The organism is Hydrogenovibrio sp. (assembly GCF_965140365.1).
GTDB lineage: Bacteria > Pseudomonadota > Gammaproteobacteria > Thiomicrospirales > Thiomicrospiraceae > Hydrogenovibrio.
Genome location: NZ_OZ223196.1, coordinates 261,985 through 282,338 on the forward strand (window position 1 = coordinate 261,985; position 20,354 = coordinate 282,338).

Sequence of the window (20,354 nt, forward strand, 5' to 3'; positions counted from 1 at the left end):
AATTTGCCATGATTTGGATTAAGAGTTTTCCATTAAGCGTGCCTGAGCTTCATGGTATTTTTCCAAGGTCATATCGACCACTTCTTGTGGGAGTTCCGGCCCGGGAGCGGTTTTGTTCCAGTCCAGCGATTCCAGGTAGTCGCGAATGTATTGCTTGTCGAAACTGTCCGGGTTTTTGCCGACTCGGTAAGTCTTCGCCGGCCAGAAGCGTGAACTGTCCGGGGTCAAGGCTTCATCGATCAAATGGATGACGCCGTTTTCGTCTTCGCCAAATTCGAATTTGGTGTCGGCAATGATAATGCCACGTTCTAGGGCGAACTCTGCGGCCATTTGGTATAGCGCCAGGCTGTATTGCTTGACTTGGCTGGCCTTATCCTCACCGATGAGTTTCACCACTTCATCATAAGAGATGTTTTCGTCGTGATCGCCGATTTCCGCTTTGGTGGACGGCGTGAACAACGGTTCCGGCAACTGTTCGGCTTTTTTCAAACCGGCGGGCAATTCGATGCCGCAGACGGTTTGAGTTTTCTTGTATTCTTTCCAACCGGACCCGACCAGATACCCGCGAACAATGGCCTCCACGGGCAAGGGTTTAAGCTTACGCACCACCATGCCGCGGCCATCCAATTGTTTCAGTTCTTCGGGCGTCAGGATGTCGGCCAATTGAACATCGTCGGCCATTTGGTTTGGCAGAATATGGGAGGCTTTATTCATCCAGAACTGAGCGGTTTCGGTCAGGATACGACCTTTCCCTGGAATCGGCGTTGGCAAGACCACGTCGAAAGCGGAAATGCGATCGGTGGTCACAATCAACAAGTGACGATCGTCCACATCATAAAGGTCGCGAACCTTCCCTTTGTTGATTAAGGGCAGGCTGGTCAGATTTGACTCGTAAAGTGGTTGCATAGCGTTCTTCCAGTTTATTTTTTCAAATTCTCTTCTAACTGCTTTCGATCACCATAGGGCAGTTTCAAGTGGCCGTAACGGATGATGATGACGGCCAAGGCAATCATGAGCATGGTGGCGGCCACCGCAATCATTTGCCATTCGTTGAGGTTTTTCATGTCCAGAATCAGATAACGCGCCAGGGCGATAATGGCAATGTACATGGGAAAACGAATCGGTAATTTACCGGAATCGAGATAAATGGCGACCATGGCCAGTACTTCCAGGTAAAGGAACAGTAGCAGCAGGTCGCCAAGGGTGACTTTCATATTTTGCACCATGACCATGACTTCTTGAATGCCGGCAATGATGGTCGCCAACGCAATGATAATCAGCCCGATGACTTCAGTGATTCGAATGCCGCGTTTTAGTGATTTTAAAGCCGGGAAGTGATCCATGACATCTCCTCGTGACGCATGTGGTTGTGTCGTGGTTATCCGCTAGGCGGTAACCGTTGTCTTTTGTGGGTGATTTTATCCCAAATCAACGGAATTATCAGAGAGTTTTGCGTTGCCGTATTTCAAACGGCACGTCGTTTGACATTTTGCCTAAAATCAAACAATTGGCTAGGCCTGGGTAAGATAATGTTTTCTTTTTTAAAATCGGCGAGTCTGGTAAAATGCCCGCAATTTCAATTTCATTCTCAAAAGGATTACGACATGGCTAAAAAAGAAAACTGGATTGCGCCATCGATTTTGTCGGCCGATTTCGCCAAACTTGGAACGGACGTCAAAGACGTTATTGCCTCCGGTGCGGATGTAGTACACTTCGACGTAATGGATAACCATTACGTGCCCAACCTGACCATCGGGCCGTTGGTGTGCGAGTCTTTGAAAAAATTCATGGATGCAGAAGGTGTGAAAGCTCCGATCGACGTGCATTTGATGGTGAAGCCAGTGGATCGCATTATTCCGGATTTCGCCAGCGCCGGTGCGGATTACATCACTTTTCACCCGGAAGCGTCCGAACACATTGACCGTTCCTTGCAGTTGATCAAGGGCGAAGGTTGTAAAGCCGGTCTGGTCTTTAACCCAGCCACGTCTTTGAGCTACTTGGAACACGTTATGGATAAAATCGATATGATTTTGATCATGTCCGTTAACCCTGGTTTCGGCGGGCAGGCGTTTATTCCGGAAGCGTTGGAAAAATTAAAAGCGGCGCGCAAACTGATCGACGAATCCGGGCGAGATATTCGCTTGGAAATCGACGGCGGTGTGAAAGTGGAAAACATCGCAGAAGTCGCGGCGGCCGGTTGTGATACGTTTGTGTCCGGTTCCGGTATTTTCGGCAAAGCCAACGCGGGCGATGCCAACCGTTACGACACGGTCATCCAACAAATGCGTGATGAATTGGCTAAAGCGTAATTCAGCCAGACATCACGGATAGCGCGGTACGGAACGCCAGCTCTGTCTGGCGTTTTGTCGTTTTAAACGGCTATTATTTTTCGGGATGCATGAAGTCGTGCTTTAGATTAACAGAGAGCTTTGCATGAGTGGGGCGCGATAGAAAAATGAGATAAAATTTTTCTGAATTAGGCGGAAAACGCAGCGAATAGCGAGCTATTTGCCAGTTTTTCAACGACATTCAGGGAAATTTTAGCCATTTTTATCCGTGCATCCATCTCGTGAAACGCTCTCTAACAATAATTCGAATTATTTGGAAACCTCAATGAGCCAACAGAAAATTAAACCGGGCTTCATCCTGATCGATTTGGATGGAACTTTGATTGACAGTGTGCCGGACTTGGCCTACTGCGTAGATGAAATGATGAAACAACTGGGCATGCCACTTCGCGGTGAAGAAGCGGTACGCAACTGGGTCGGAAATGGCGTACAGCGTTTGGTGGAGCGTGCTCTGATCAATGACCTGGACGGTATGCCGGAACCTGAACTGATGGATAAGGCCTATCCGTTGTATCTGTCACTGTATCAGGACAATACGTCCAAGCGCAGTTGTGTCTATGACGGAGTAGTGGATGGTCTTGAGTGGATGAAAGCGCAAGGTTACCGTGTGGCCTGTGTGACCAACAAAGCCGAAGCCTTTACGATTCCGTTGTTGAAAGACAAAGGACTTTACGATTATTTTGAAGTCGTGGTGTCGGGCGATACCTGTGAAGAGAAAAAACCGCATCCTATGCCGTTGCTGCACGCCGCGGAGCAATTGGGTGTAGCGCCGGAAAACGCCTTGATGATCGGTGATTCGAAATCCGACGTGAAAGCAGCGCGTGCGGCTGGTTTTCACATTTTCTGCATGACTTACGGTTATAATCATGGCGAAGATATTCGAAACTACGAACCGGATGCGGTGATGGATTCCTTTATGGAACTGCCGACCTATCTGGAAGCCAAATAATCCGAACCGACATGCGTTTGAAACGATGAAGCACCGACTGTTTGAACTGTATCGCTACCTGAAAGCCTTTTTTCTGGTGTTGACCAAGCCGTTCTGGTGCTCGTTTTCCGGATTGTATCGAACTTATTTATTTAAAAAGCTCGAAAGAGCCGAACGTTCAAATCAAAAAGAGTCAGCTATCAATGAGTGATGCCCACTTCCGCAACTTATCTCAGCAGGGCTATAAAACCGCCCCGGTGATGCGGACCATCTTATCCGATTACGACACGCCCTTGAGTGTCTATCATAAGGTGGCCGCCCAGCCCCAAACCTACCTTCTGGAATCGGTGCAGGGCGGAGATAAGTGGGGTCGCTACTCGATTATCGGCCTGCCATGTCGTAAGCGATTACAGGTTTGCGGGAACCAAATCACATTGTTGGATGGTGATGAAGCGGTTGAACAGCAGGTGTCCGATGATCCGCTGGCATGGATTGAAGCCTATCAAGCCCGTTATCAGGTGTTTCCGCAGGCGGGCTTACCGGCGTTTACCGGCGGATTGGTTGGCTATTTCGGTTACGATACCGTGCGTTACGTTGAAGAACGTTTGCGTGACACTGAACCGACGCAGGATGACATTCAGGCGCCGGATATTCAATTGTTGGTGTCTGAAGAAATCGTAGTGTTTGATAACCTAAGCGGTCAGGTGCACGTCATTGTGCATGCGGATTTGTCGCAGCAAAATGCCTATTCGCAAGCGGAAGCTCGCATCGAAGAAATCGTCGCCATGATCAATCAGCCGATGCCGGTGCCGAATGACGTGCCGCGTGATTTTATTCCGCAAGAAGCCGATTTTGAATCCAGCTTTGGCGAAGGCCCTTTCAAAGACGCCGTGGCGAAAATCAAGGAATACATTCTGTCCGGTGATGCCATGCAGATTGTTATTTCACAGCAAATGTCGATTGATTACGACGCCGCGCCGATTGATCTGTACCGTGCTTTGCGTTATTTGAATCCGTCGCCTTATATGTTTTTCTTGGATTTTGGAGATCTTCAGGTCGTCGGTTCCTCGCCGGAAATTTTGGTACGGCTGGAAGACAACACCGTCACGGTGCGGCCGATTGCCGGTACGCGCTGCCGTGGTGTGACGCCGGAAAAAGACAAGGCATTGGAAGTCGATTTGTTGTCCGATCCGAAAGAGGTGGCCGAACATTTGATGTTGATTGATTTAGGCCGTAACGATGTCGGGCGGATTTCCGATATCGGTTCGGTGGAGTTGACCGAAAAAATGGTGGTGGAACGTTATTCGCACGTGATGCACATCGTTTCCAACGTTAACGGTCGGGCCAAAGCGGGCATGACGCCCGTCGATGTTCTGCGCGCCACCTTCCCGGCCGGAACCGTGTCCGGGGCGCCGAAAATCCGCGCGATGGAAATCATCGATGAGCTGGAGCCGGTCAAGCGTGGCATTTACGCGGGTGCGGTTGGCTATCTCGGCTGGCACGGCAATATGGATACCGCCATTGCGATTCGCACGGCGGTGATTAAAGACCAGCGTCTGTTCGTCCAGGCCGGTGCCGGTATCGTGGCTGATTCGGTGCCGCAATCCGAATGGGACGAAACCATGAACAAAGGCCGGGCCATTTTCAAGGCGGTGGAATTCGTTTCCAAAGGCCTGAAAACCGATAATCCCGATGTCGGACATCGATAGTGTCGAAGGCAGAATAAATTATGTTGTTGATGATTGATAATTACGATTCGTTTACCTATAACCTGGTGCAATACTTCGGTGAACTCGGCCAGCATGTCGATGTGCACCGCAACGACCAGATCAGCTTGGAAACGATTGAAACACTGAACCCGGATTATCTGGTGATTTCCCCCGGTCCTTGTACGCCGAACGAAGCCGGTGTTTCGGTGGAAGCCATTAAACACTTCGCCGGTAAAGTGCCGATTTTAGGGGTTTGCCTCGGTCACCAGAGTATCGGTCAAGCCTTCGGTGGCCACATTGTTCGCGCCAAGGAAGTAATGCATGGCAAGACCTCGCTGGTGTATCATCACAATGTCGGGGTGTTCAATGGACTGCCGAATCCGGTGGAGACCACGCGTTATCACTCCTTGGTCATCGAGCAAGCCACTTTGCCGGACTGTCTGGAAATCACGGCCTGGACCCAGGACGAACAAGGCCAGATGGATGAAATCATGGGCGTGCGTCATAAAACGTTGCCGATTGAAGGGGTGCAGTTCCATCCGGAATCGATTTTGACGGAACAAGGGCACGCGATGTTGAAAAACTTTCTTGAACAAAAGGATCAGAAATCGGCCTGAAAATTTGGGCGATGAGGGGTGAGTTATGCAGTTAAAAGATGCGCTAGAACGGTTATTGGAACATCAGGACCTGTCTTCCGAGCAAATGGTTTCTGTGATGCGGCACATTATGTCCGGCGAAGCCAGCCCCGCCCAAATCGGTGCCTTTTTAATGGCCCTGAGAATGAAGGGCGAATCCATTGATGAAATCGCCGCCGCCGCACAAGTGATGCGCGAGCTGGCGACGCCGGTTCAGGTTCCGGACAAAAATCATCTTGTCGATACCTGCGGTACCGGCGGTGACGGCGCCAACACCTTTAATATCTCAACCGCTTCCGCTTTCGTGGTGGCCGCCGCCGGCGGTAAAGTCGCCAAGCACGGTAACCGTTCCATCTCCAGTAAATCGGGCAGTGCCGACGTGTTGGAAGCCGCCGAAGCCAATCTGAACCTGAATGCCGACCAAGTGGCCGAATGTGTCGAGTCTGTCGGCGTCGGCTTTATGTTCGCACCCTTGCACCACAGTGCCATGAAGCACATGGTTAATGTCCGTAAGGAAATTGGTGTGCGCACGGTGTTCAATCTGTTGGGACCGTTGACGAACCCCGCCGAAGCGCCTGCTCAGGTGTTGGGTGTGTACGATAAATCGTTATTGAGACCCTTTGCCGAAGTGTTGCAAAAACTGGGCGCACAGCACGTGATGGTGGTGCATGCCGACGACGGTTTGGACGAAATCAGTATCGCCAGTCTGACCCAGGTGGCCGAATTGAAAAACGGTGAAATCACCGAATGGACCATTGACCCTTATGACTTTGACATGGATCATCCGGATTTAGCCGATTTGGCCGTGGACTCCGCGCAAGACAGTTTGAACATCATTCATGCGGTGTTTGCCAACGATCACAGTGCGGCGGAAGACATCGTGTGCTTGAATGCCGGTGCGGCGATTTACGTGGCCGGTTTGGCGCCGTCTTATCAGGAAGGGGTTGAGCGCGCGAAACTGGTGATTGCCGAAGGCAAAGCCCGCCAGAAACTGAACGAATTCATTCAAAAGACCCAAAGCTTCTTATAAGGGCACTTAAACAAAAACGCCCAGGCCTGGCTGGTTTTACCATTATGATCTTGGCGGCGGCGTGGCTGGGAAGCGGCCGAACCTCAACACAAAACACCTAATAAAAGAAGACAGTAAGAATAACACTATGAGTCAGACACCGGACATCCTGAAAAAAATCATTTTACGTAAGCTTGAAGAAATCCAAGCCGGTTGCGAACGTATTCCGCTTCGGGAAATGAAACAAAAAGCCTTGATGATGACCACTTCACCGACACGAGGCTTTGCCGATGCGATGCAAGCCAAGTTGGACGTTGGTCAGTCGGCGGTGATTGCCGAAATCAAAAAAGCCTCGCCAAGCAAAGGCGTGTTGCGCGACCCATTCAATCCGGTGGAGATTGCCCAAAGTTATGCCGAACATGGTGCCGCTTGTTTATCGGTCTTGACCGACCAGGATTTTTTCCAAGGCTCGAATGCGTATTTGCAGCAGGTGCATGAAGCGGTGGACTTGCCGATTATCCGTAAAGATTTCATTGTGGATGATTATCAGGTGTACGAAGCGCGCGTCATTGGTGCTGATTGTATCTTGCTGATTGCCGCCGCCATCGGCGATGCCCAGATGTATGAATTGACCGAAACCGCCCTGCAGCTTGGGCTGGACGTGTTGGTGGAAGTGCATAACGAAGACGAAATGGAACGTGCTTTACGTTTGCCGTTGCCGATGATCGGCATCAATAATCGCGATCTGCACACCTTTGATGTGTCGCTGGACACCACCATCCGCATGTTGGAGATGATTCCGGATGATCGCATCGTGATTACCGAAAGCGGAATCTTGGGGCCGGACGATGTGCAAACTATGCGCGACCATCAGGTCAACAGTTTTCTGGTGGGCGAAGCCTTTATGCGCGCCGATAATCCGGGCGAAAAACTGGCGGAATTGTTCCGTTAAAGCCTCTCTTGGCGGCGCTGTCCGGTGCCGCCAAATACGTCATGAAAAATGCATTAAATTTTCAATAAAAAGCTTGCAACTTTTTGAAAAAGCGGAATAATACGCTCTTCCTTTTTCACACAGAAACCTTCAGTTCGCCTCGCGAATTTTTAGGCAACAGAAAGAAAAATGGTTATTGCCTCACGTGCGTGTTGCACGTGGCTGGGATTTACTGAACTCAGCCTTTGTTCAGTAAATTATATTTAATCATTCATCCGGGTCGCATACCTCCTTTTGGCCGGGTGTTTTATAAGGTACCCCTAACATGCCCTATTCTGAAAACGTATTGGTCACCAGTAACGACCATTTCGAAGTGATTGAAAAAACCGCTGTTGTCAACGACTGCTGGCCGGCTCACGACCAAGCCATTGAAGACCAAACGTTGGATCATTTTATTTGCCGGGACGGCAAAACCTTCGCCGGCACGCATCTGATTGCCGACTTCTGGGGCGCATCGCGTCTTGACGACTTGAAGTTGATGGAAAAAGCCCTGCGCGAGGGGGTTGAAAAAGCCAAAGCGACTTTGTTGCATATTCACCTGCATCACTTTACACCGAACGGCGGCATTTCCGGTGTGGCGGTGCTGGCCGAATCGCACATCAGTGTCCACAGCTGGCCGGAGCGTAACTATGCCGCTTTCGATGTCTTTATGTGCGGCGATTCGGAGCCGGAAAAAGCCATTGATGTCTTGAAAGCGGCCTTTACGCCGGAAAGAGTCGGCCTGGAAAATATTCTCAGAGGGGAAGTGACCGATGCCTAAAACCACTCAAACCTATTTGGAGACGCTTTATCCAAGCTGGGGACAGCAGTTCGTGATGGATGAAGTGTTATTTGAAGTCGATACCGGTCACCAGCATTTGGTGATTTTCAACAACGCGCAATGGGGCACCGTGATGGCGTTGGACGGCGTGATTCAAACCACCGAGAAGGATGAGTTTATTTACCATGAAATGATGACGCACGTGCCGATGTTGGCGCATGGGGACGCCAAAAAAGTGCTGATTATCGGCGGCGGCGACGGCGGTATTCTGCGCGAGGTGCTGAAGCACGACACAGTGGAATCGGTTACCCAAGTGGAAATCGACCAGCAGGTGATTGATATGTGTGTGCAATATTTGTCCAATCATTCCGACGGGGCCTTTTCGAACCCGAAAGCCAATATTGTGATTGCCGACGGGGTGGATTTCGTGACCGAGTGCAGCGAAAAATTCGATGTCATTATTTCCGATTCCACCGACCCGATTGGGCCGGGTGAAGTGTTGTTCACCTCGCGTTTTTACCAAGGCATTCAAAATTGCTTGAACGACGGTGGGGTGTTTGTGGCACAGAACGGGGTGAGCTTTATGCAAACCGATGAAGTGACCACCACTTACAAGCGCTTGTCGCCGTTGTTTGCCGAAGCGACGTTTTATTCGGCGGCGGTGCCGACCTATGTGGGCGGCATAATGACCTTCGCCTGGGCGACGGATCGTACCGATTTGAACACGCAAAGCGTGGCCGTTTTGCAACAGCGTTACGACGCCGCGAATTTGAATACCCGTTTTTACACACCGGCGTTACACGCCGGAGCTTTTGCCCTGCCGAAATACGTGCAGGACGCCATGGTTTAACGTTGGTTAAACCGATTTTATGACTCGGCCCGCGGGCCATTAGGAGATAAAACAGACCTTGAACACAGACGCACTTGTCCAATATTTTGCGGAACAAACGCACCCGGATGAACTCGAACAATTCGACCGCTCGACGCTGAGCCAGTTGTTGAAGGAGCATGAGACGCCGTTTTTGGTGCTGGACTTGCAGGAAATCGAATATCAGTATCACACTTTGCAAAACGCTTTGCCGGGTGTGTCGCTTTTTTACGCCATTAAATCCCTAGCACATCCGGCAGTGATTCGCCGTTTGAAAAAGCTCGGCGGCCAGTTTGACCTGGCGACCGCCGGCGAAGTGGATTTGGTAAAAGGTTTGGGCGTGGCCGGCGAACAGTGCATTCACACTCATCCGATTAAAAAGGATAAGGAAATTCGTCACGCGCTGGAATTCGGTTGCCGGCGGTTTGTGGTGGATAACCCGGCCGAGGTCATGAAGTTTGTGCCTTATAAGGACGACGTGGAATTGATGATTCGTGTCAGTTTCCGCAGTCAAGACGCTACGGTGGACTTGTCCCGTAAGTTCGGTTGTGCCCTGGAAGAACTGCCAGGCCTGGTCGATTTGGCTGTGAGCCACGGTCTGATCGTGTCCGGTTTGTCGTTCCATGTGGGCTCGCAATCCCTGTCACCGTTTGCCCAAGTGAATGCGATTCAGGCGTCGTTGGCGGCGATGCAAGAAATGACACATGTGCATTGGAAGTGGCTGGACATCGGAGGCAGTTTCCCGGTGTCTTATCAAGGGCCGGTGATGCCGATTGACGATTTCTGTGCGCCGATTCGTGACGCTTTGTTGGATGTGCCGGAGGGCATTGAAGTGTTTGCCGAGCCGGGGCGGTTTATTTCCGCGCCGTCAATGATTGAGGTCTTGCGGATTGTCGGTAAAGCCAAGCGCGGTGCGCGAACCTGGTATTATCTGGACGATGGCGTTTATGGAGCCTTGAGTGGTCAGATGTATGACCATGCGCAATATCCGATTACCCCGTTAAAACCGTTCGACCCGACCGGGGATTTTTTCCCGAGCGTGCTGGCGGGCCCGACGTGCGACAGTGTGGACGTCATCGACGAAGACATTGAATTGCCGGATTTAGCGGTGGGCGATGTGCTGGTGGCGAAACAAATGGGCGCTTACACCATTGCGTCCGCCTCGGAATTTAACTATTATCCTAAACCCAAAGTGGTGGTGGTCGAAGATTTGATTGAACACCCGGAAGACGAATCGTAAATATTTCAGGAGGATGTATGGCCACAGTAGTGAAATGGCAGGGCGGCATGGCCTTTGAAGGCACAACCGAAAGCGGACACGCTGTCTTGATGGATGCGGCGCCGGAAGTCGGTGGGGAAAACAAAGGTGCTCGTCCGATGGAGATGGTGCTGCTGGGGCTGGGCGGTTGTACCAGCATCGATGTGATGATGATGTTGCAGAAAAGCCAGCAGGACGTCACCGATTGCCAAGTGGAAATCGCCTCCGAACGTTCCGATTCCATTCCCAAAGTGTTCACCAAAATTCACGTGCATTTCAAAGTGAGCGGCCATGGCTTGAACCCGAAAAAGGTCGAACGGGCGGTGAAGCTGTCGGCGGAAAAATATTGCTCGGTGTCGAAAATGCTCGAGCATTCCGTTGAGATGAGTCACGACTTCGAGATCATTGAGGTCTAAGGTCGGGGATTGCGCGGCGGCCGCGCATTCGACATGAATAACCTTCTTTAAAAACGCCCAGGCCTGGGCGTTTTTTCGTTTCAGATGTCTGACAAAATCATTCCAATCCCGCGATCTTTTTCAGGACGGTCAAGAACGCTTGGCAGGCTTCGATGGAGGCGGTTTCGTCCATGGTGTGGTAACCGGTAGTGGGAATCTGTAAGGTGGTGCCGTGCACAAGGCCGTTGGCATTGGCGGTGATGCGGCCCAGCTCTGTGCGCCCGATGCTTTGTTTCGGTTGGCCGTTCAACTTGGCCTGTTGATTGAGTTGTTCGATGTATTCGTCCTTAAAGCTGTAAGGAATGTCCAATTCGTAACAGAGTTGCGCCAGTTGCCCGGTGGCTTGGGTATTGAACTCGGCGTTTTCATCGCGGTTCCTGAGCACCACCTGCTGTTTGTCGGCTTCGGTGCGGTTTTTGTAAGGGCTGGTGTCAAGCACATAGAGCTGGTTGGTGGGGCTTCCAAAGCGGCGGAACCATTCCAATAGATAACGCCAGCTGCCGCCGGACTCTTCTTCGGCGGTGAAAAACGCCGTGCCCTGATAGCCCAAGCTGAACAGGTGGACCAGCATGGCGGCGGTGAGTACGTTATCGAGTTGTCCGGATAAAAGCCCTTCATTGATTTTGAGTTTGTCCTGAAATCCCACCGGGGTACCGGCGACCAAGTGTTCCAGGCCCTTCACTTCAAAAATCAGGTTGTTGCGGAATTCGCAGATGTAGGCGTTATCGATGGTGCCGGAACCGCGGTAGGCGCCCGACCAGGGTTCATACGCCAGCACCGGCGTATTTTCGAAACGATTCATCAAGGTCATTTTCAGCTCGTCACTGACATCGTTGCCGTGCAAAGTGGTCATGCGTCCGGCGATAAAAGCGGCGAATTGGAATTCGTTGGGGCCGGTGCAAATCAACCCGTGGCGGTCGATGTGGCTGGATAAAAAGGTGCTGTCCGGCCGGTCGCCTTGCGCGACTAACAGGCCTTCATACCAAGTAACTTTTGCGCCGCGCTCTTCCAGCTCGCGTTGCAGAACGCGGAAAAAAGAATGTTCGGCGCCGACCACGCTGGGTTGGCGAATCAGGGATTTGAGTAGGTCAATAAACTCGTTGAAGTTGTCCATGGCTGGGGTCTCAAATGGAAATTCAGAGGTGTTTTCCAGCCATTTTAAGGGAAGTTTTATTCGCGCGTCATCGTTTTTGCGCGCTTTTTGGGTGTGTTTGTCGGCCGTTGAGTTTGAATCAGGGTTTAAGCGCTTTGGGTGGCGGATTGTACGGCGGTTTTGACCGCCTGAGTCAGTCCGTTGGTCAGTTGGTTCAGTTGTGCTTGCGGGATGTTATACGCTGGCATGGTGTAAATCAATTGGCCGAAAGGGCGGACCCAGATGCCGTTTTCGATGCCGGCGGCTTGAATTTGCGGGCCTAAGTCGCCACGTTCCAGCTCAATGACGCCGATGGCGCCAAGCACGCGGGTGTCGGCGATGCCATCTTGCGCTTTCAGCGGCAATAAGATGTCGTTAAAGTGGTCTTCAATGCGCTGGATATTGTCTTGCCAAGGGGAATCCAACAGAACGTCAATGTTGGCGATGGCGGCGCGGCAGGCCAGCGGGTTGCCCATAAAGGTGGGGCCGTGTGCAAGGATGCCCGGTTGGCCTTGACTGATGGTGTCGCTGATGTCCGTGGTGGCGAGTGTGGCGGCGAGCGTGATGTGGCCGCCGGTGAGGGTTTTGCCGAGCGCCATAATGTCCGGGCGAATGTCGGCCCATTCGCAGGCGAAAAGTTTGCCGGTGCGGCCGAAGCCGGTGGCGATTTCATCGGCAATGAGCAGGACACTGAATTCGTCGCACAAGCCGCGCAGTTGGCGCAGGAAGTCCGGACGATAAAAGCGCATGCCACCGGCACCTTGCACAATCGGTTCGATGGTGACGGCGGCGATGTCGTCATGGTGCCGTTCCAGAAGCTGGCGAACGGCGGCGATGTCGGTGTCGTCGGAACTTATGTCGAAGCCCATTTGTGGCGCGGGGGCGAAGAAATGTTGCGGTAACACTTGTGAAAACAAACTGTGCATGCCGTTGACCGGATCGCAGGTGGCCATGGTGGCGAAGGTATCGCCGTGGTAGCCGTGTTCGAAACTGAGCAGTTTGTTTTTATTGGGTTGCTCGCGGCTGATCCAATATTGCATGGCCATTTTGATGGCGACTTCCATCGCCACGGAACCGGAATCGACCAGAAAGACTTTTTCCAACCCGTCCGGGGTGAGTTTGACCAAACGTTTGGCCAGTTCAATCGCGGGTTCGTGGGTGAAGCCGCCGAACATAATGTGCGGCATGGTGTCGATTTGTTCGTGCATGGCCTGCTGGATTTTTGGGTGGTTGTAACCGTGCATGGCGGCCCACCAAGAGCTCATGCCGTCCACCAGTTCGGTGCCGTCCGCCAAGGTAATGATGGAGCCCTGGGTTTTGGCGACGCCGATGGCGGGAATGTCGGCGGGCATTTTGGCATAAGGGTGCCAGATATGGTTTTGGTCGAAATCCAGAAGTGTTGGCCAGTCCGTCATAAGTGCCCCGTTCGGTTGTGGGTGAAAATTGCCATCGGTTAGACGGGCATTATACAAATCCCACCGTTGGAAATCGAACTCTGCACGAATACCGAAATTGGCCAGGCCTGGCCGATTTCAGGAAAGGGTTCAAAATCCTCAGGCCTGGGCAAAAGGATTTAATCGTCCAGGCCTGGCGAGTTTTGCCAATTCAAAGCGTTGAACGCGGTTTGAAAGGCGGTTTCCGGTTCGGCTGTCAAGTGTAGGTGTTCGCCGGTGACCGGATGCGTGAAGATGAGATCCGTGGCGGCGAGATAAAGGCGGTGTTGCCCGAGCCAGTCGTGAAAGAAATGGTTGTGGTGTCGGTCGCCGTATTGCACGTCGCCTATGATTGGGTGATTGATATGGTTTAGATGACGGCGAAGTTGATGTTTGCGGCCGGTTTGCGGCATGAGTTTCAACAGTGAATAGCGTTGGTGGTCGTAACGGCCCATTTGATGTGCGATTTCCGCGGTGGCGAGGCGCTGAAACCGGGTGACGGCTTCTTGAGGTGGTTTGTCCTGACGAGCGTGTTTGTCGGCAATTTTGTCGAGTTTGTGTTTCAGCGCATGGTTGATTTCGCCGCTTTCGGGTGTCCAGCCTCGGCAAATGGCTTGGTAATGTTTTTCAACCTGATGAGCTTCGAATTGTTCGCCCATACGTTGGGCGGTGTCGCGATCCAGCGCGAACAGCAACAAGCCGGACGTGGCTTTGTCTAAACGGTGCAACGTGTGGACCGATTGGCCGATGGCGTCTCGCGTCATTTGCAGCGCGAAGCGGGTTTCGTGTTTGTCGATGGGGGAACGGTGCACTAATAACCCGGCCGGTTTGTGGATGGCGACCAGATGGTCGTCCTGATAGAGAATTTTGAATTGGTCGAGCTGACAGTCGGTATGCATAATAATCAGTGGCGGTGCCATCCGGTTTCGGTTTCACAGAGGTTGCATATTGTAAACAAAAGCTTGTGCTGAAATAAGAGGCGATGCATTGAATGAGCGATAAAGGAGCAAAAGATGAGGGTATTCAAACGACTGGGTGATTTAGGTGGCTGGATTGCGTTGGGATTCTGGGCCGGGATGGCGCCGGTTCAAGCGGCGGATGTGGTGACGACTAAAAATATTGGTTTGGAGCTGGCAAACGAAATTGCCATGGCCAGTGTGGTGGCCTGTCGAAAAGACGGATATCAAGTCAGTGCCGTGGTGGTGGATCGCAACGGCAATTTGCGTTCCGCCATGCGCGATGACCTGGCCGCCCGGTTTACATTGCAAATTGCTCAGGAAAAAGCGAATATGGTGGTGATGTCCGGGTTGAAATCCGGCGAATTTCGAAAACTGCGGGCGGATATTCGCCCGGAACTGAATCACATTGATGGTTTGATTGTCATGGAAGGCGGCGTGCCCATTACGGCAGCCGGTGCGCGAATCGGTGCGATTGGCGTCAGCGGCGCGCCCGGCGGAGACAAGGATGAGATCTGCGCCATGAAGGCCTTAGAGTCGGTTCAGGATCGGTTGGATTTTGCTGAGTAATTAAATTAGGAGTCTCTATGCGAAAGCTGGCTTATTTAATTGGAGGTTTGGTGATGGTGTTGTCCATGTCGGCGAAGGCCGAATTGATTGAGGTGCAGAGCGAAAATGACTTTCAGCAGACGGTGACGAAGTTGAAAAGCGCTATCGAGATGGAAGGGATGACGATTTTCGCCACCGTGGACCATGCGGCGGGCGCTCAGAAAGTGGATTTGTTTTTAGCGCCGAATACGATGGTGATGTTTGGTAACCCGAAAGTCGGTACGAAGCTGATGCAATGCGATTCGCAAGTCGGCATTGAGCTACCATTGAAAATGCTGATTACGCAAGATTTGGATGATAAGGTGTGGTTAAGCTATGAAAACCCGCAAGCCCTAGCGAAACGTTTTGACTTGTCGAAATGCAAGCCGACCTTAAATAAGGTGGCAGACGTGTTGCAATCTCTGGCATCCGTGGCGGGGAAAGCGGAATAAGTCTTTAGCGACAATGGCTTGAATGCGGGTGTGAATGGCTTTAAGTCGTCTATTCATTTTTAAGGTGTTTTTGAGGTGGGGAATCTCAGTTGAAATGTCTCTGTTTGCCGTTGAAAAATACCGGTGAAATCAGCTGAAAAGTCTCTTCCGGATAAAATTTAAAAATTCCGGTTTTTTTCTTGACACCCAGTATTTTTCCTTTAAAATACGCCCATCAATTTGATTGGGAGGGTTTCCCGAGCGGCCAAAGGGGGCAGACTGTAAATCTGCTGGCTATGCCTTCAGTAGTTCGAATCTACTACCCTCCACCATTTTCAATTGAGTTTTTACATTATGCGGGTATCGTATATCGGCTATTACCTCGGCCTTCCAAGCCGATGAGGGGGGTTCGATTCCCCCTACCCGCTCCAATTCAAGGCTCTCTTTGTTGGTCTGCACCAAGGTGGATTAATGGCGAGGGCCTTTTTAATATTTGCTCTCATAGCTCAGTAGGTAGAGCGCATCCATGGTAAGGATGAGGTCACCAGTTCGATCCTGGTTGAGAGCTCCATTTTTAATTTAATATAGGCGGGCGTGCCTTTTGAGGTTTGTCGCTGTTTTAACGGAGTTTGCATCATGGCAAAGGAAAAGTTTGAACGTAGTAAGCCGCACGTAAACGTTGGTACGATTGGTCACGTTGACCATGGTAAGACAACTCTTACGGCGGCGCTAACAATTGTACAAGGTAAGAAGTTCGGTGGCGAAGCGAAAGACTACGCTAACATCGACAACGCACCAGAAGAGCGTGAACGTGGTATCACCATCTCAACAGCACACGTTGAGTATGAATCAGAAACGCGTCACTACGCACACGTAGACTGCCCAGGTCACGCCGACTATGTTAAAAACATGATCACAGGTGCCGCTCAAATGGACGGCGCAATCCTAGTCTGTTCCGCAGCCGATGGCCCAATGCCGCAAACGCGTGAGCACATCCTGCTATCTCGTCAGGTAGGTGTACCATACATCGTTGTATACCTAAACAAAGCCGACATGGTTGATGATGAAGAATTGCTAGAATTGGTTGAAATGGAAGTTCGTGAGCTTCTAGATACCTACGATTTCCCAGGTGATGACACGCCAGTTATCATGGGGTCTGCACTTAAAGCCATCGAAGGCGACACTTCTGAAATCGGTGAACCATCGATCGGTCGTTTGGTTGATGCATTGGACGAATACATTCCGACACCAGAGCGTGAAACAGACAAGCCATTCTTGATGCCAGTAGAAGACATCTTCTCCATTCAAGGTCGTGGTACCGTTGCAACCGGTCGTGTTGAAACCGGTGTTGTAAAAGTTGGTGAAGAAATCGAAATCGTCGGTATCCGCCCAACGACAACGACAACCGTTACTGGTGTAGAAATGTTCCGTAAGCTTCTGGATCAAGGTGAAGCCGGTGACAACGTTGGTATCCTATTGCGTGGTACTAAGCGTGAAGACATCGAGCGTGGTCAAGTACTAGCACACAAAGGTACGGTTACACCACACACCAAGTTCGAAGCAGAAGTATACGTGTTGTCCAAAGATGAAGGTGGTCGTCACACACCATTCTTCCAAGGTTACCGTCCACAGTTCTACTTCCGTACAACGGACGTAACAGGTGCATGTGAATTGCCAGCCGGAACTGAAATGGTTATGCCTGGTGATAACGTACAAATGACTGTCGAGTTGATCAACCCGATCGCAATGAACGAAGGTCTACGTTTCGCGATTCGTGAAGGTGGACGTACAGTTGGTGCAGGTGTTGTAGCTAAAATTATTGAATAATAAATAGCGACTACTTGCTAAACAAAAAAAGGGGATGTATAATCCCCTTTTTTTTCGAAAGCCGAAATTAGTTTGTTTTCGGTTACAGGGGTATAGCTCCAATTGGTAGAGCACCGGATTCCAAATCCGGGTGTTGGGGGTTCGAGTCCCTCTACCCCTGCCATATTTTATAACGGCTTGTCGGTTGGACAGGTCGTTTTTATTTCAGAATATAGTTAATTATATGAGTCAAAAAGCAGAAAATCACTCAAGTGCCAAAGCGATCGAAACGATGAAAGTGTTTGTTTCTCTTGCGTTGCTTTTGTTGAGTTTAGCCGGTTATTACATTTATTCGGATGTCCATGCTGTCGTAAGAGTGCTTGGGCTGATTGGCGGTCTTGTGGTAGCCGGTTTGGTTTTTTATCAGTCTGAGAAGGGCAAGGCGTGGTTTAGCTACCTTTCTCATGCGCAGAAGGAAGTGAAGCAAGTAATTTGGCCAACCCGCCAGGAAACGGTTCAGATGACATTGATCGTTTTTGTCGTGGTGATCGTGATGAGTATTTTCTTGTGGTTGGTGGATATGTTCTTTTTGTGGGCTGTTCAAATCTTAACAGGACAAGGTGGTTAGTATGGCTCAAAGATGGTATGTCGTTCATGCGTATTCCGGGTATGAAAATAAGGTCAAGAAAAGCTTGGCGGAATACGTGGAACGTGCTGGCTTAGAAGATAGCTTTGGGCAAATCTTGGTGCCTTCTGAAGAAGTCGTTGAAATCCGCGAAGGTAAAAAGCGTACGTCTGAGCGTAAGTTCTTCCCGGGTTATGTTTTGGTTCAGATGGAAATGAACGAAGAAACTTGGCATCTGGTTAAAAGTGTGCCTCAGGTGATGGGTTTTATTGGCGGGACTTCAGATCGCCCAGCGCCGATTACGCAAAAAGAAGTCGATCGAATTCTTCAAAAAGTTGAAGACGGTGTCGATAAGCCTAAGCCAAAAGTTATTTACGAACCGGGCGAAATGGTTCGTGTTATTGATGGCCCGTTCAATGACTTTGAAGCGGTTGTTGAGGAAGTGGATTACGATAAGAATAAGTTACAGGTCTCCGTGCTTATTTTTGGGCGTTCTACGCCGGTTGAGCTTGAGTTTACTCAGGTCGAAAAGAATTAATGTCCGGCGCTGCTAAGCGCTGGAGTTTTTAACCCTGGGAAGTCGAAAGACGTTATACCCACAAGGAGAAAGACATGGCTAAGAAGATTGAAGCCTATATCAAGTTGCAGGTTCCTGCGGGAAATGCAAACCCTAGTCCACCGGTTGGTCCTGCTTTGGGTCAGCACGGTGTGAACATCATGGAGTTCTGTAAAGCATTTAATGCACAGACTCAATCCCTTGAAAAGAACTTGCCTGTTCCGGTTGTTATTACGGTTTATAACGATCGTAGCTTTACGTTCATTACCAAAACACCACCAGCGTCTATCCTGCTGAAAAAAGCGGCCGGTATTGCTAAAGGGTCTGGTGTTCCAAATATGGATAAGGTTGGAACAGTAACGCGTGCGCAGTTGGAAGAAATTGCAAACGCCAAAATGGCCGATTTGAATGCAAACGATTTGGATGCCGCAGTGAAAATCATTGCTGGTTCCGCTCGTAGCATGGGCTTGAATGTAGAGGGGTAATCGAAGATGGCAAAGTTGACGAAAAAACAAAAGCTTTATGCTGAAAAACTTGATGCCCTGAAGGCTTATGATGCTTTAGAAGGTTTTTCATTGGTATCCGAGTTGGCAACAGCGAAATTTGTTGAATCAGTAGATGTTTCCATTAAATTGGGTATTGATCCTCGTAAATCCGATCAGGTTGTTCGTGGTGCGACGGTTATGCCGAATGGTACGGGTAAAGATGTGCGTGTTGCCGTCTTTACAGGCGAAGGGAATGCTGAAGCGGCGAAAGAAGCCGGTGCGGACTTCGTTGGTATGGATGAGTTGGCAGCTGAAATTAAAGGCGGCATGATGGATTTTGACGTGGTCATCGCGTCTCCGGATGCGATGCGTGTGGTTGGTATGCTTGGTCAGGTATTGGGGCCAAGAGGTTTGATGCCAAACCCAAAAACCGGAACGGTTACGCCGGACGTTGTCGGGGCAATCAAAAACGCTAAATCCGGTCAGGTTCGTTTCCGCGCTGATAAAGCCGGTATCGTTCATGCATCCATTGGTAAGGTGGATTTTGCACCGGAAAAACTGAAAGAAAATTTGAATGCGTTGATTGAAGATTTGAACAAAGCTAAGCCAGCTGCTGCGAAAGGGACTTACATGAAAAAAGTCAGTGTTTCCAGCACAATGGGGCCGGGTTTGTTGATTGATCAATCAACTTTGTAAGAATTTCTGCATTTTGCAGAAGTGCGAATTGGGGCTCCTTAAGTTAAGCGAGTGCCCATCGCAGACCGTAGGCGAATGTGAAGCACATTCTTAATAGATTTAAGCCTACGTAGATGGAGGAGTTTGGTTTCTGACCAAACTGTTTTGGAGGTTATATGGCACTCAAAATCGAAGATAAAAAAGCCGTTGTTGAAGAAGTTTCTGCGATTGCAGCGGAAGCGGGTTCATTGGTTGCGGCTGAATATCGCGGATTGACTGTTGAGCAATTAACCGAACTTCGTTCTAAAGCACGTGAAGCCAATGTATCAATTCGAGTTGTGAAAAATACATTGATTCGTCGTGCTGTGGCGGGAACAAAATTTGAAGACATGGCCGACACTTTTTCCGGTCCGTTGATCTTTGCTTTCTCTGGAGAAGAGTTAGGGAATGCAGCGCGTGTTTTCAAAGATTTCGCAAAAACGAATGAAGCTTTGGTTGTGAAGTCATTGTCCATTGGTGATGGCGTTCTAGATGCTGGTCAGTTGTCTGCTATTGCAGCACTACCGACTTACGACGAAGCCTTGAGCAAGTTGTTGTATGTCATGAAAGAGCCTGTGGCTAAATTGGCACGCGGTCTTGTTGCTGTTAAAGAGCAAAAAGAAGAAGCGGCCTAATCGCTTGATTCGAAATTATTAATTTAAGGAAA

At 50.3% G+C, this 20,354-nt stretch carries 23 protein-coding genes and 4 tRNA genes; 22 read left to right on the top strand and 5 right to left on the bottom strand.

Annotated features, from left to right (window positions below):
- Positions 1-18: 18 nt before the first annotated feature.
- Positions 19-906 carry a phosphoribosylaminoimidazolesuccinocarboxamide synthase gene (locus tag AC0KH7_RS01200; RefSeq protein WP_472369971.1) on the bottom strand — a complete coding sequence of 296 codons (888 nt, stop codon included), beginning with the start codon at positions 904-906 and terminating at the stop codon, positions 19-21.
- Between the two features lie 14 nt (positions 907-920).
- Positions 921-1,343: a phosphate-starvation-inducible PsiE family protein gene (locus tag AC0KH7_RS01205; RefSeq protein ID WP_472369973.1), complete on the bottom strand. Its 423-nt coding sequence runs from the start codon at positions 1,341-1,343 to the stop codon at positions 921-923.
- A gap of 261 nt (positions 1,344-1,604) precedes the next feature.
- On the opposite strand from AC0KH7_RS01205, the gene rpe reads away from it, so the two are divergent.
- The 10 genes from rpe (at position 1,605) to AC0KH7_RS01255 (ending at position 10,922) form a co-directional block, all read left to right on the top strand.
- Positions 1,605-2,309: a ribulose-phosphate 3-epimerase gene (gene rpe, locus AC0KH7_RS01210; protein WP_472369975.1), complete on the top strand. Its 705-nt coding sequence runs from the start codon at positions 1,605-1,607 to the stop codon at positions 2,307-2,309.
- Positions 2,310-2,613: 304 nt separating this feature from the next.
- Positions 2,614-3,297 (top strand): phosphoglycolate phosphatase, encoded by a 684-nt coding sequence (locus tag AC0KH7_RS01215; RefSeq protein WP_472369977.1) that lies wholly within the window; start codon positions 2,614-2,616, stop codon positions 3,295-3,297.
- 182 nt (positions 3,298-3,479) lie between these two features.
- Positions 3,480-4,985: an anthranilate synthase component I gene (gene trpE / locus AC0KH7_RS01220; RefSeq protein WP_472369979.1), complete on the top strand. Its 1,506-nt coding sequence runs from the start codon at positions 3,480-3,482 to the stop codon at positions 4,983-4,985.
- A 20-nt stretch (positions 4,986-5,005) separates the two neighbouring features.
- The gene (locus tag AC0KH7_RS01225) at positions 5,006-5,602 is read left to right on the top strand and encodes an anthranilate synthase component II (protein ID WP_472369981.1); all 597 of its coding nucleotides are present in this window, start codon (positions 5,006-5,008) and stop codon (positions 5,600-5,602) included.
- Positions 5,603-5,627: 25 nt separating this feature from the next.
- Positions 5,628-6,650 (top strand): anthranilate phosphoribosyltransferase, encoded by a 1,023-nt coding sequence (gene trpD / locus AC0KH7_RS01230; protein ID WP_472369983.1) that lies wholly within the window; start codon positions 5,628-5,630, stop codon positions 6,648-6,650.
- Between the two features lie 127 nt (positions 6,651-6,777).
- The gene (trpC, locus tag AC0KH7_RS01235) at positions 6,778-7,581 is read left to right on the top strand and encodes an indole-3-glycerol phosphate synthase TrpC (protein ID WP_472369985.1); all 804 of its coding nucleotides are present in this window, start codon (positions 6,778-6,780) and stop codon (positions 7,579-7,581) included.
- A 304-nt stretch (positions 7,582-7,885) separates the two neighbouring features.
- Entirely contained in the window at positions 7,886-8,380 is a 495-nt protein-coding gene (gene speD, locus AC0KH7_RS01240; protein WP_472369987.1) for an adenosylmethionine decarboxylase, read from the top strand.
- On the top strand, positions 8,373-9,230 hold the full coding sequence (gene speE / locus AC0KH7_RS01245) for a polyamine aminopropyltransferase (RefSeq protein ID WP_472369989.1): 858 nt from the start codon (positions 8,373-8,375) through the stop codon (positions 9,228-9,230). Before speD ends, speE begins: the two co-directional genes overlap by 8 nt.
- 58 nt (positions 9,231-9,288) lie before the next feature.
- Positions 9,289-10,488, top strand: coding sequence for a type III PLP-dependent enzyme (locus AC0KH7_RS01250; protein WP_472369991.1), 1,200 nt, complete (start codon positions 9,289-9,291; stop codon positions 10,486-10,488).
- A gap of 17 nt (positions 10,489-10,505) precedes the next feature.
- Positions 10,506-10,922, top strand: a complete 417-nt coding sequence (locus AC0KH7_RS01255; protein WP_472369993.1) for an OsmC family protein — start codon at positions 10,506-10,508, stop codon at positions 10,920-10,922.
- 97 nt (positions 10,923-11,019) lie between these two features.
- Here AC0KH7_RS01255 and AC0KH7_RS01260 read toward each other — a convergent pair whose 3' ends face one another.
- The 3 genes from AC0KH7_RS01260 to AC0KH7_RS01270 all read right to left on the bottom strand — a co-directional run bounded on the left by AC0KH7_RS01260 (position 11,020) and on the right by AC0KH7_RS01270 (position 14,446).
- Positions 11,020-12,075 carry a peptidase M42 gene (locus tag AC0KH7_RS01260; protein ID WP_472369995.1) on the bottom strand — a complete coding sequence of 352 codons (1,056 nt, stop codon included), beginning with the start codon at positions 12,073-12,075 and terminating at the stop codon, positions 11,020-11,022.
- Positions 12,076-12,200: 125 nt separating this feature from the next.
- Positions 12,201-13,508 carry an adenosylmethionine--8-amino-7-oxononanoate transaminase gene (locus AC0KH7_RS01265; protein WP_472369996.1) on the bottom strand — a complete coding sequence of 436 codons (1,308 nt, stop codon included), beginning with the start codon at positions 13,506-13,508 and terminating at the stop codon, positions 12,201-12,203.
- Between the two features lie 158 nt (positions 13,509-13,666).
- The gene (locus AC0KH7_RS01270; RefSeq protein WP_472369998.1) at positions 13,667-14,446 is read right to left on the bottom strand and encodes a pseudouridine synthase; all 780 of its coding nucleotides are present in this window, start codon (positions 14,444-14,446) and stop codon (positions 13,667-13,669) included.
- A gap of 93 nt (positions 14,447-14,539) precedes the next feature.
- Here AC0KH7_RS01270 and AC0KH7_RS01275 point away from each other — a divergent pair, with 93 nt between their 5' ends.
- The 12 genes from AC0KH7_RS01275 to rplJ all read left to right on the top strand — a co-directional run bounded on the left by AC0KH7_RS01275 (position 14,540) and on the right by rplJ (position 20,322).
- A complete protein-coding gene (locus AC0KH7_RS01275; RefSeq protein ID WP_472370000.1) occupies positions 14,540-15,052 on the top strand; it encodes a GlcG/HbpS family heme-binding protein in 513 nt (170 codons plus the stop codon).
- Between the two features lie 17 nt (positions 15,053-15,069).
- Positions 15,070-15,522: a DUF302 domain-containing protein gene (locus tag AC0KH7_RS01280; protein WP_472370002.1), complete on the top strand. Its 453-nt coding sequence runs from the start codon at positions 15,070-15,072 to the stop codon at positions 15,520-15,522.
- Between the two features lie 226 nt (positions 15,523-15,748).
- Positions 15,749-15,833: transfer RNA gene (locus AC0KH7_RS01285), tRNA-Tyr, on the top strand.
- A 24-nt stretch (positions 15,834-15,857) separates the two neighbouring features.
- A tRNA-Gly gene (locus tag AC0KH7_RS01290) sits at positions 15,858-15,932 on the top strand.
- A gap of 64 nt (positions 15,933-15,996) precedes the next feature.
- Positions 15,997-16,072, top strand: a tRNA-Thr gene (locus AC0KH7_RS01295).
- Positions 16,073-16,137: 65 nt separating this feature from the next.
- Positions 16,138-17,328 (top strand): elongation factor Tu, encoded by a 1,191-nt coding sequence (tuf, locus tag AC0KH7_RS01300; protein ID WP_472370004.1) that lies wholly within the window; start codon positions 16,138-16,140, stop codon positions 17,326-17,328.
- A gap of 86 nt (positions 17,329-17,414) precedes the next feature.
- Positions 17,415-17,491 (top strand) — tRNA-Trp (locus AC0KH7_RS01305).
- Between the two features lie 60 nt (positions 17,492-17,551).
- Complete coding sequence (gene secE / locus AC0KH7_RS01310) at positions 17,552-17,935, top strand: preprotein translocase subunit SecE (protein WP_472370006.1); 384 nt, start codon at positions 17,552-17,554, stop codon at positions 17,933-17,935.
- A 1-nt stretch (position 17,936) separates the two neighbouring features.
- Complete coding sequence (gene nusG / locus AC0KH7_RS01315; RefSeq protein WP_029939564.1) at positions 17,937-18,470, top strand: transcription termination/antitermination protein NusG; 534 nt, start codon at positions 17,937-17,939, stop codon at positions 18,468-18,470.
- Between the two features lie 74 nt (positions 18,471-18,544).
- Positions 18,545-18,973 (top strand): 50S ribosomal protein L11, encoded by a 429-nt coding sequence (gene rplK, locus AC0KH7_RS01320; RefSeq protein WP_068647238.1) that lies wholly within the window; start codon positions 18,545-18,547, stop codon positions 18,971-18,973.
- A 6-nt stretch (positions 18,974-18,979) separates the two neighbouring features.
- Positions 18,980-19,669: a 50S ribosomal protein L1 gene (gene rplA / locus AC0KH7_RS01325; protein WP_068647240.1), complete on the top strand. Its 690-nt coding sequence runs from the start codon at positions 18,980-18,982 to the stop codon at positions 19,667-19,669.
- A gap of 155 nt (positions 19,670-19,824) precedes the next feature.
- Positions 19,825-20,322, top strand: a complete 498-nt coding sequence (rplJ, locus tag AC0KH7_RS01330) for a 50S ribosomal protein L10 (RefSeq protein ID WP_472370008.1) — start codon at positions 19,825-19,827, stop codon at positions 20,320-20,322.
- Positions 20,323-20,354 lie beyond the last annotated feature (32 nt).

What these genes read in the sequence shown, in the direction of transcription:
- AC0KH7_RS01260 (WP_472369995.1), bottom strand. Translation starts at nt 12,075, where the DNA reads ATGGACAACTTCAACGAGTTTATTGACCTACTCAAATCCCTGATTCGC.
- AC0KH7_RS01215 (WP_472369977.1), top strand. Translation starts at nt 2,614, where the DNA reads ATGAGCCAACAGAAAATTAAACCGGGCTTCATCCTGATCGATTTGGAT.
- trpC (WP_472369985.1), top strand. Translation starts at nt 6,778, where the DNA reads ATGAGTCAGACACCGGACATCCTGAAAAAAATCATTTTACGTAAGCTT.
- AC0KH7_RS01225 (WP_472369981.1), top strand. Translation starts at nt 5,006, where the DNA reads ATGTTGTTGATGATTGATAATTACGATTCGTTTACCTATAACCTGGTG.
- nusG (WP_029939564.1), top strand. Translation starts at nt 17,937, where the DNA reads ATGGCTCAAAGATGGTATGTCGTTCATGCGTATTCCGGGTATGAAAAT.
- trpD (WP_472369983.1), top strand. Translation starts at nt 5,628, where the DNA reads ATGCAGTTAAAAGATGCGCTAGAACGGTTATTGGAACATCAGGACCTG.
- AC0KH7_RS01205 (WP_472369973.1), bottom strand. Translation starts at nt 1,343, where the DNA reads ATGGATCACTTCCCGGCTTTAAAATCACTAAAACGCGGCATTCGAATC.
- rplA (WP_068647240.1), top strand. Translation starts at nt 18,980, where the DNA reads ATGGCAAAGTTGACGAAAAAACAAAAGCTTTATGCTGAAAAACTTGAT.
- AC0KH7_RS01265 (WP_472369996.1), bottom strand. Translation starts at nt 13,508, where the DNA reads ATGACGGACTGGCCAACACTTCTGGATTTCGACCAAAACCATATCTGG.
- AC0KH7_RS01200 (WP_472369971.1), bottom strand. Translation starts at nt 906, where the DNA reads ATGCAACCACTTTACGAGTCAAATCTGACCAGCCTGCCCTTAATCAAC.
- speD (WP_472369987.1), top strand. Translation starts at nt 7,886, where the DNA reads ATGCCCTATTCTGAAAACGTATTGGTCACCAGTAACGACCATTTCGAA.
- trpE (WP_472369979.1), top strand. Translation starts at nt 3,480, where the DNA reads ATGAGTGATGCCCACTTCCGCAACTTATCTCAGCAGGGCTATAAAACC.
- AC0KH7_RS01255 (WP_472369993.1), top strand. Translation starts at nt 10,506, where the DNA reads ATGGCCACAGTAGTGAAATGGCAGGGCGGCATGGCCTTTGAAGGCACA.
- tuf (WP_472370004.1), top strand. Translation starts at nt 16,138, where the DNA reads ATGGCAAAGGAAAAGTTTGAACGTAGTAAGCCGCACGTAAACGTTGGT.
- rplJ (WP_472370008.1), top strand. Translation starts at nt 19,825, where the DNA reads ATGGCACTCAAAATCGAAGATAAAAAAGCCGTTGTTGAAGAAGTTTCT.
- secE (WP_472370006.1), top strand. Translation starts at nt 17,552, where the DNA reads ATGAGTCAAAAAGCAGAAAATCACTCAAGTGCCAAAGCGATCGAAACG.
- AC0KH7_RS01270 (WP_472369998.1), bottom strand. Translation starts at nt 14,446, where the DNA reads ATGGCACCGCCACTGATTATTATGCATACCGACTGTCAGCTCGACCAA.
- AC0KH7_RS01275 (WP_472370000.1), top strand. Translation starts at nt 14,540, where the DNA reads ATGAGGGTATTCAAACGACTGGGTGATTTAGGTGGCTGGATTGCGTTG.
- rpe (WP_472369975.1), top strand. Translation starts at nt 1,605, where the DNA reads ATGGCTAAAAAAGAAAACTGGATTGCGCCATCGATTTTGTCGGCCGAT.
- rplK (WP_068647238.1), top strand. Translation starts at nt 18,545, where the DNA reads ATGGCTAAGAAGATTGAAGCCTATATCAAGTTGCAGGTTCCTGCGGGA.
- speE (WP_472369989.1), top strand. Translation starts at nt 8,373, where the DNA reads ATGCCTAAAACCACTCAAACCTATTTGGAGACGCTTTATCCAAGCTGG.
- AC0KH7_RS01280 (WP_472370002.1), top strand. Translation starts at nt 15,070, where the DNA reads ATGCGAAAGCTGGCTTATTTAATTGGAGGTTTGGTGATGGTGTTGTCC.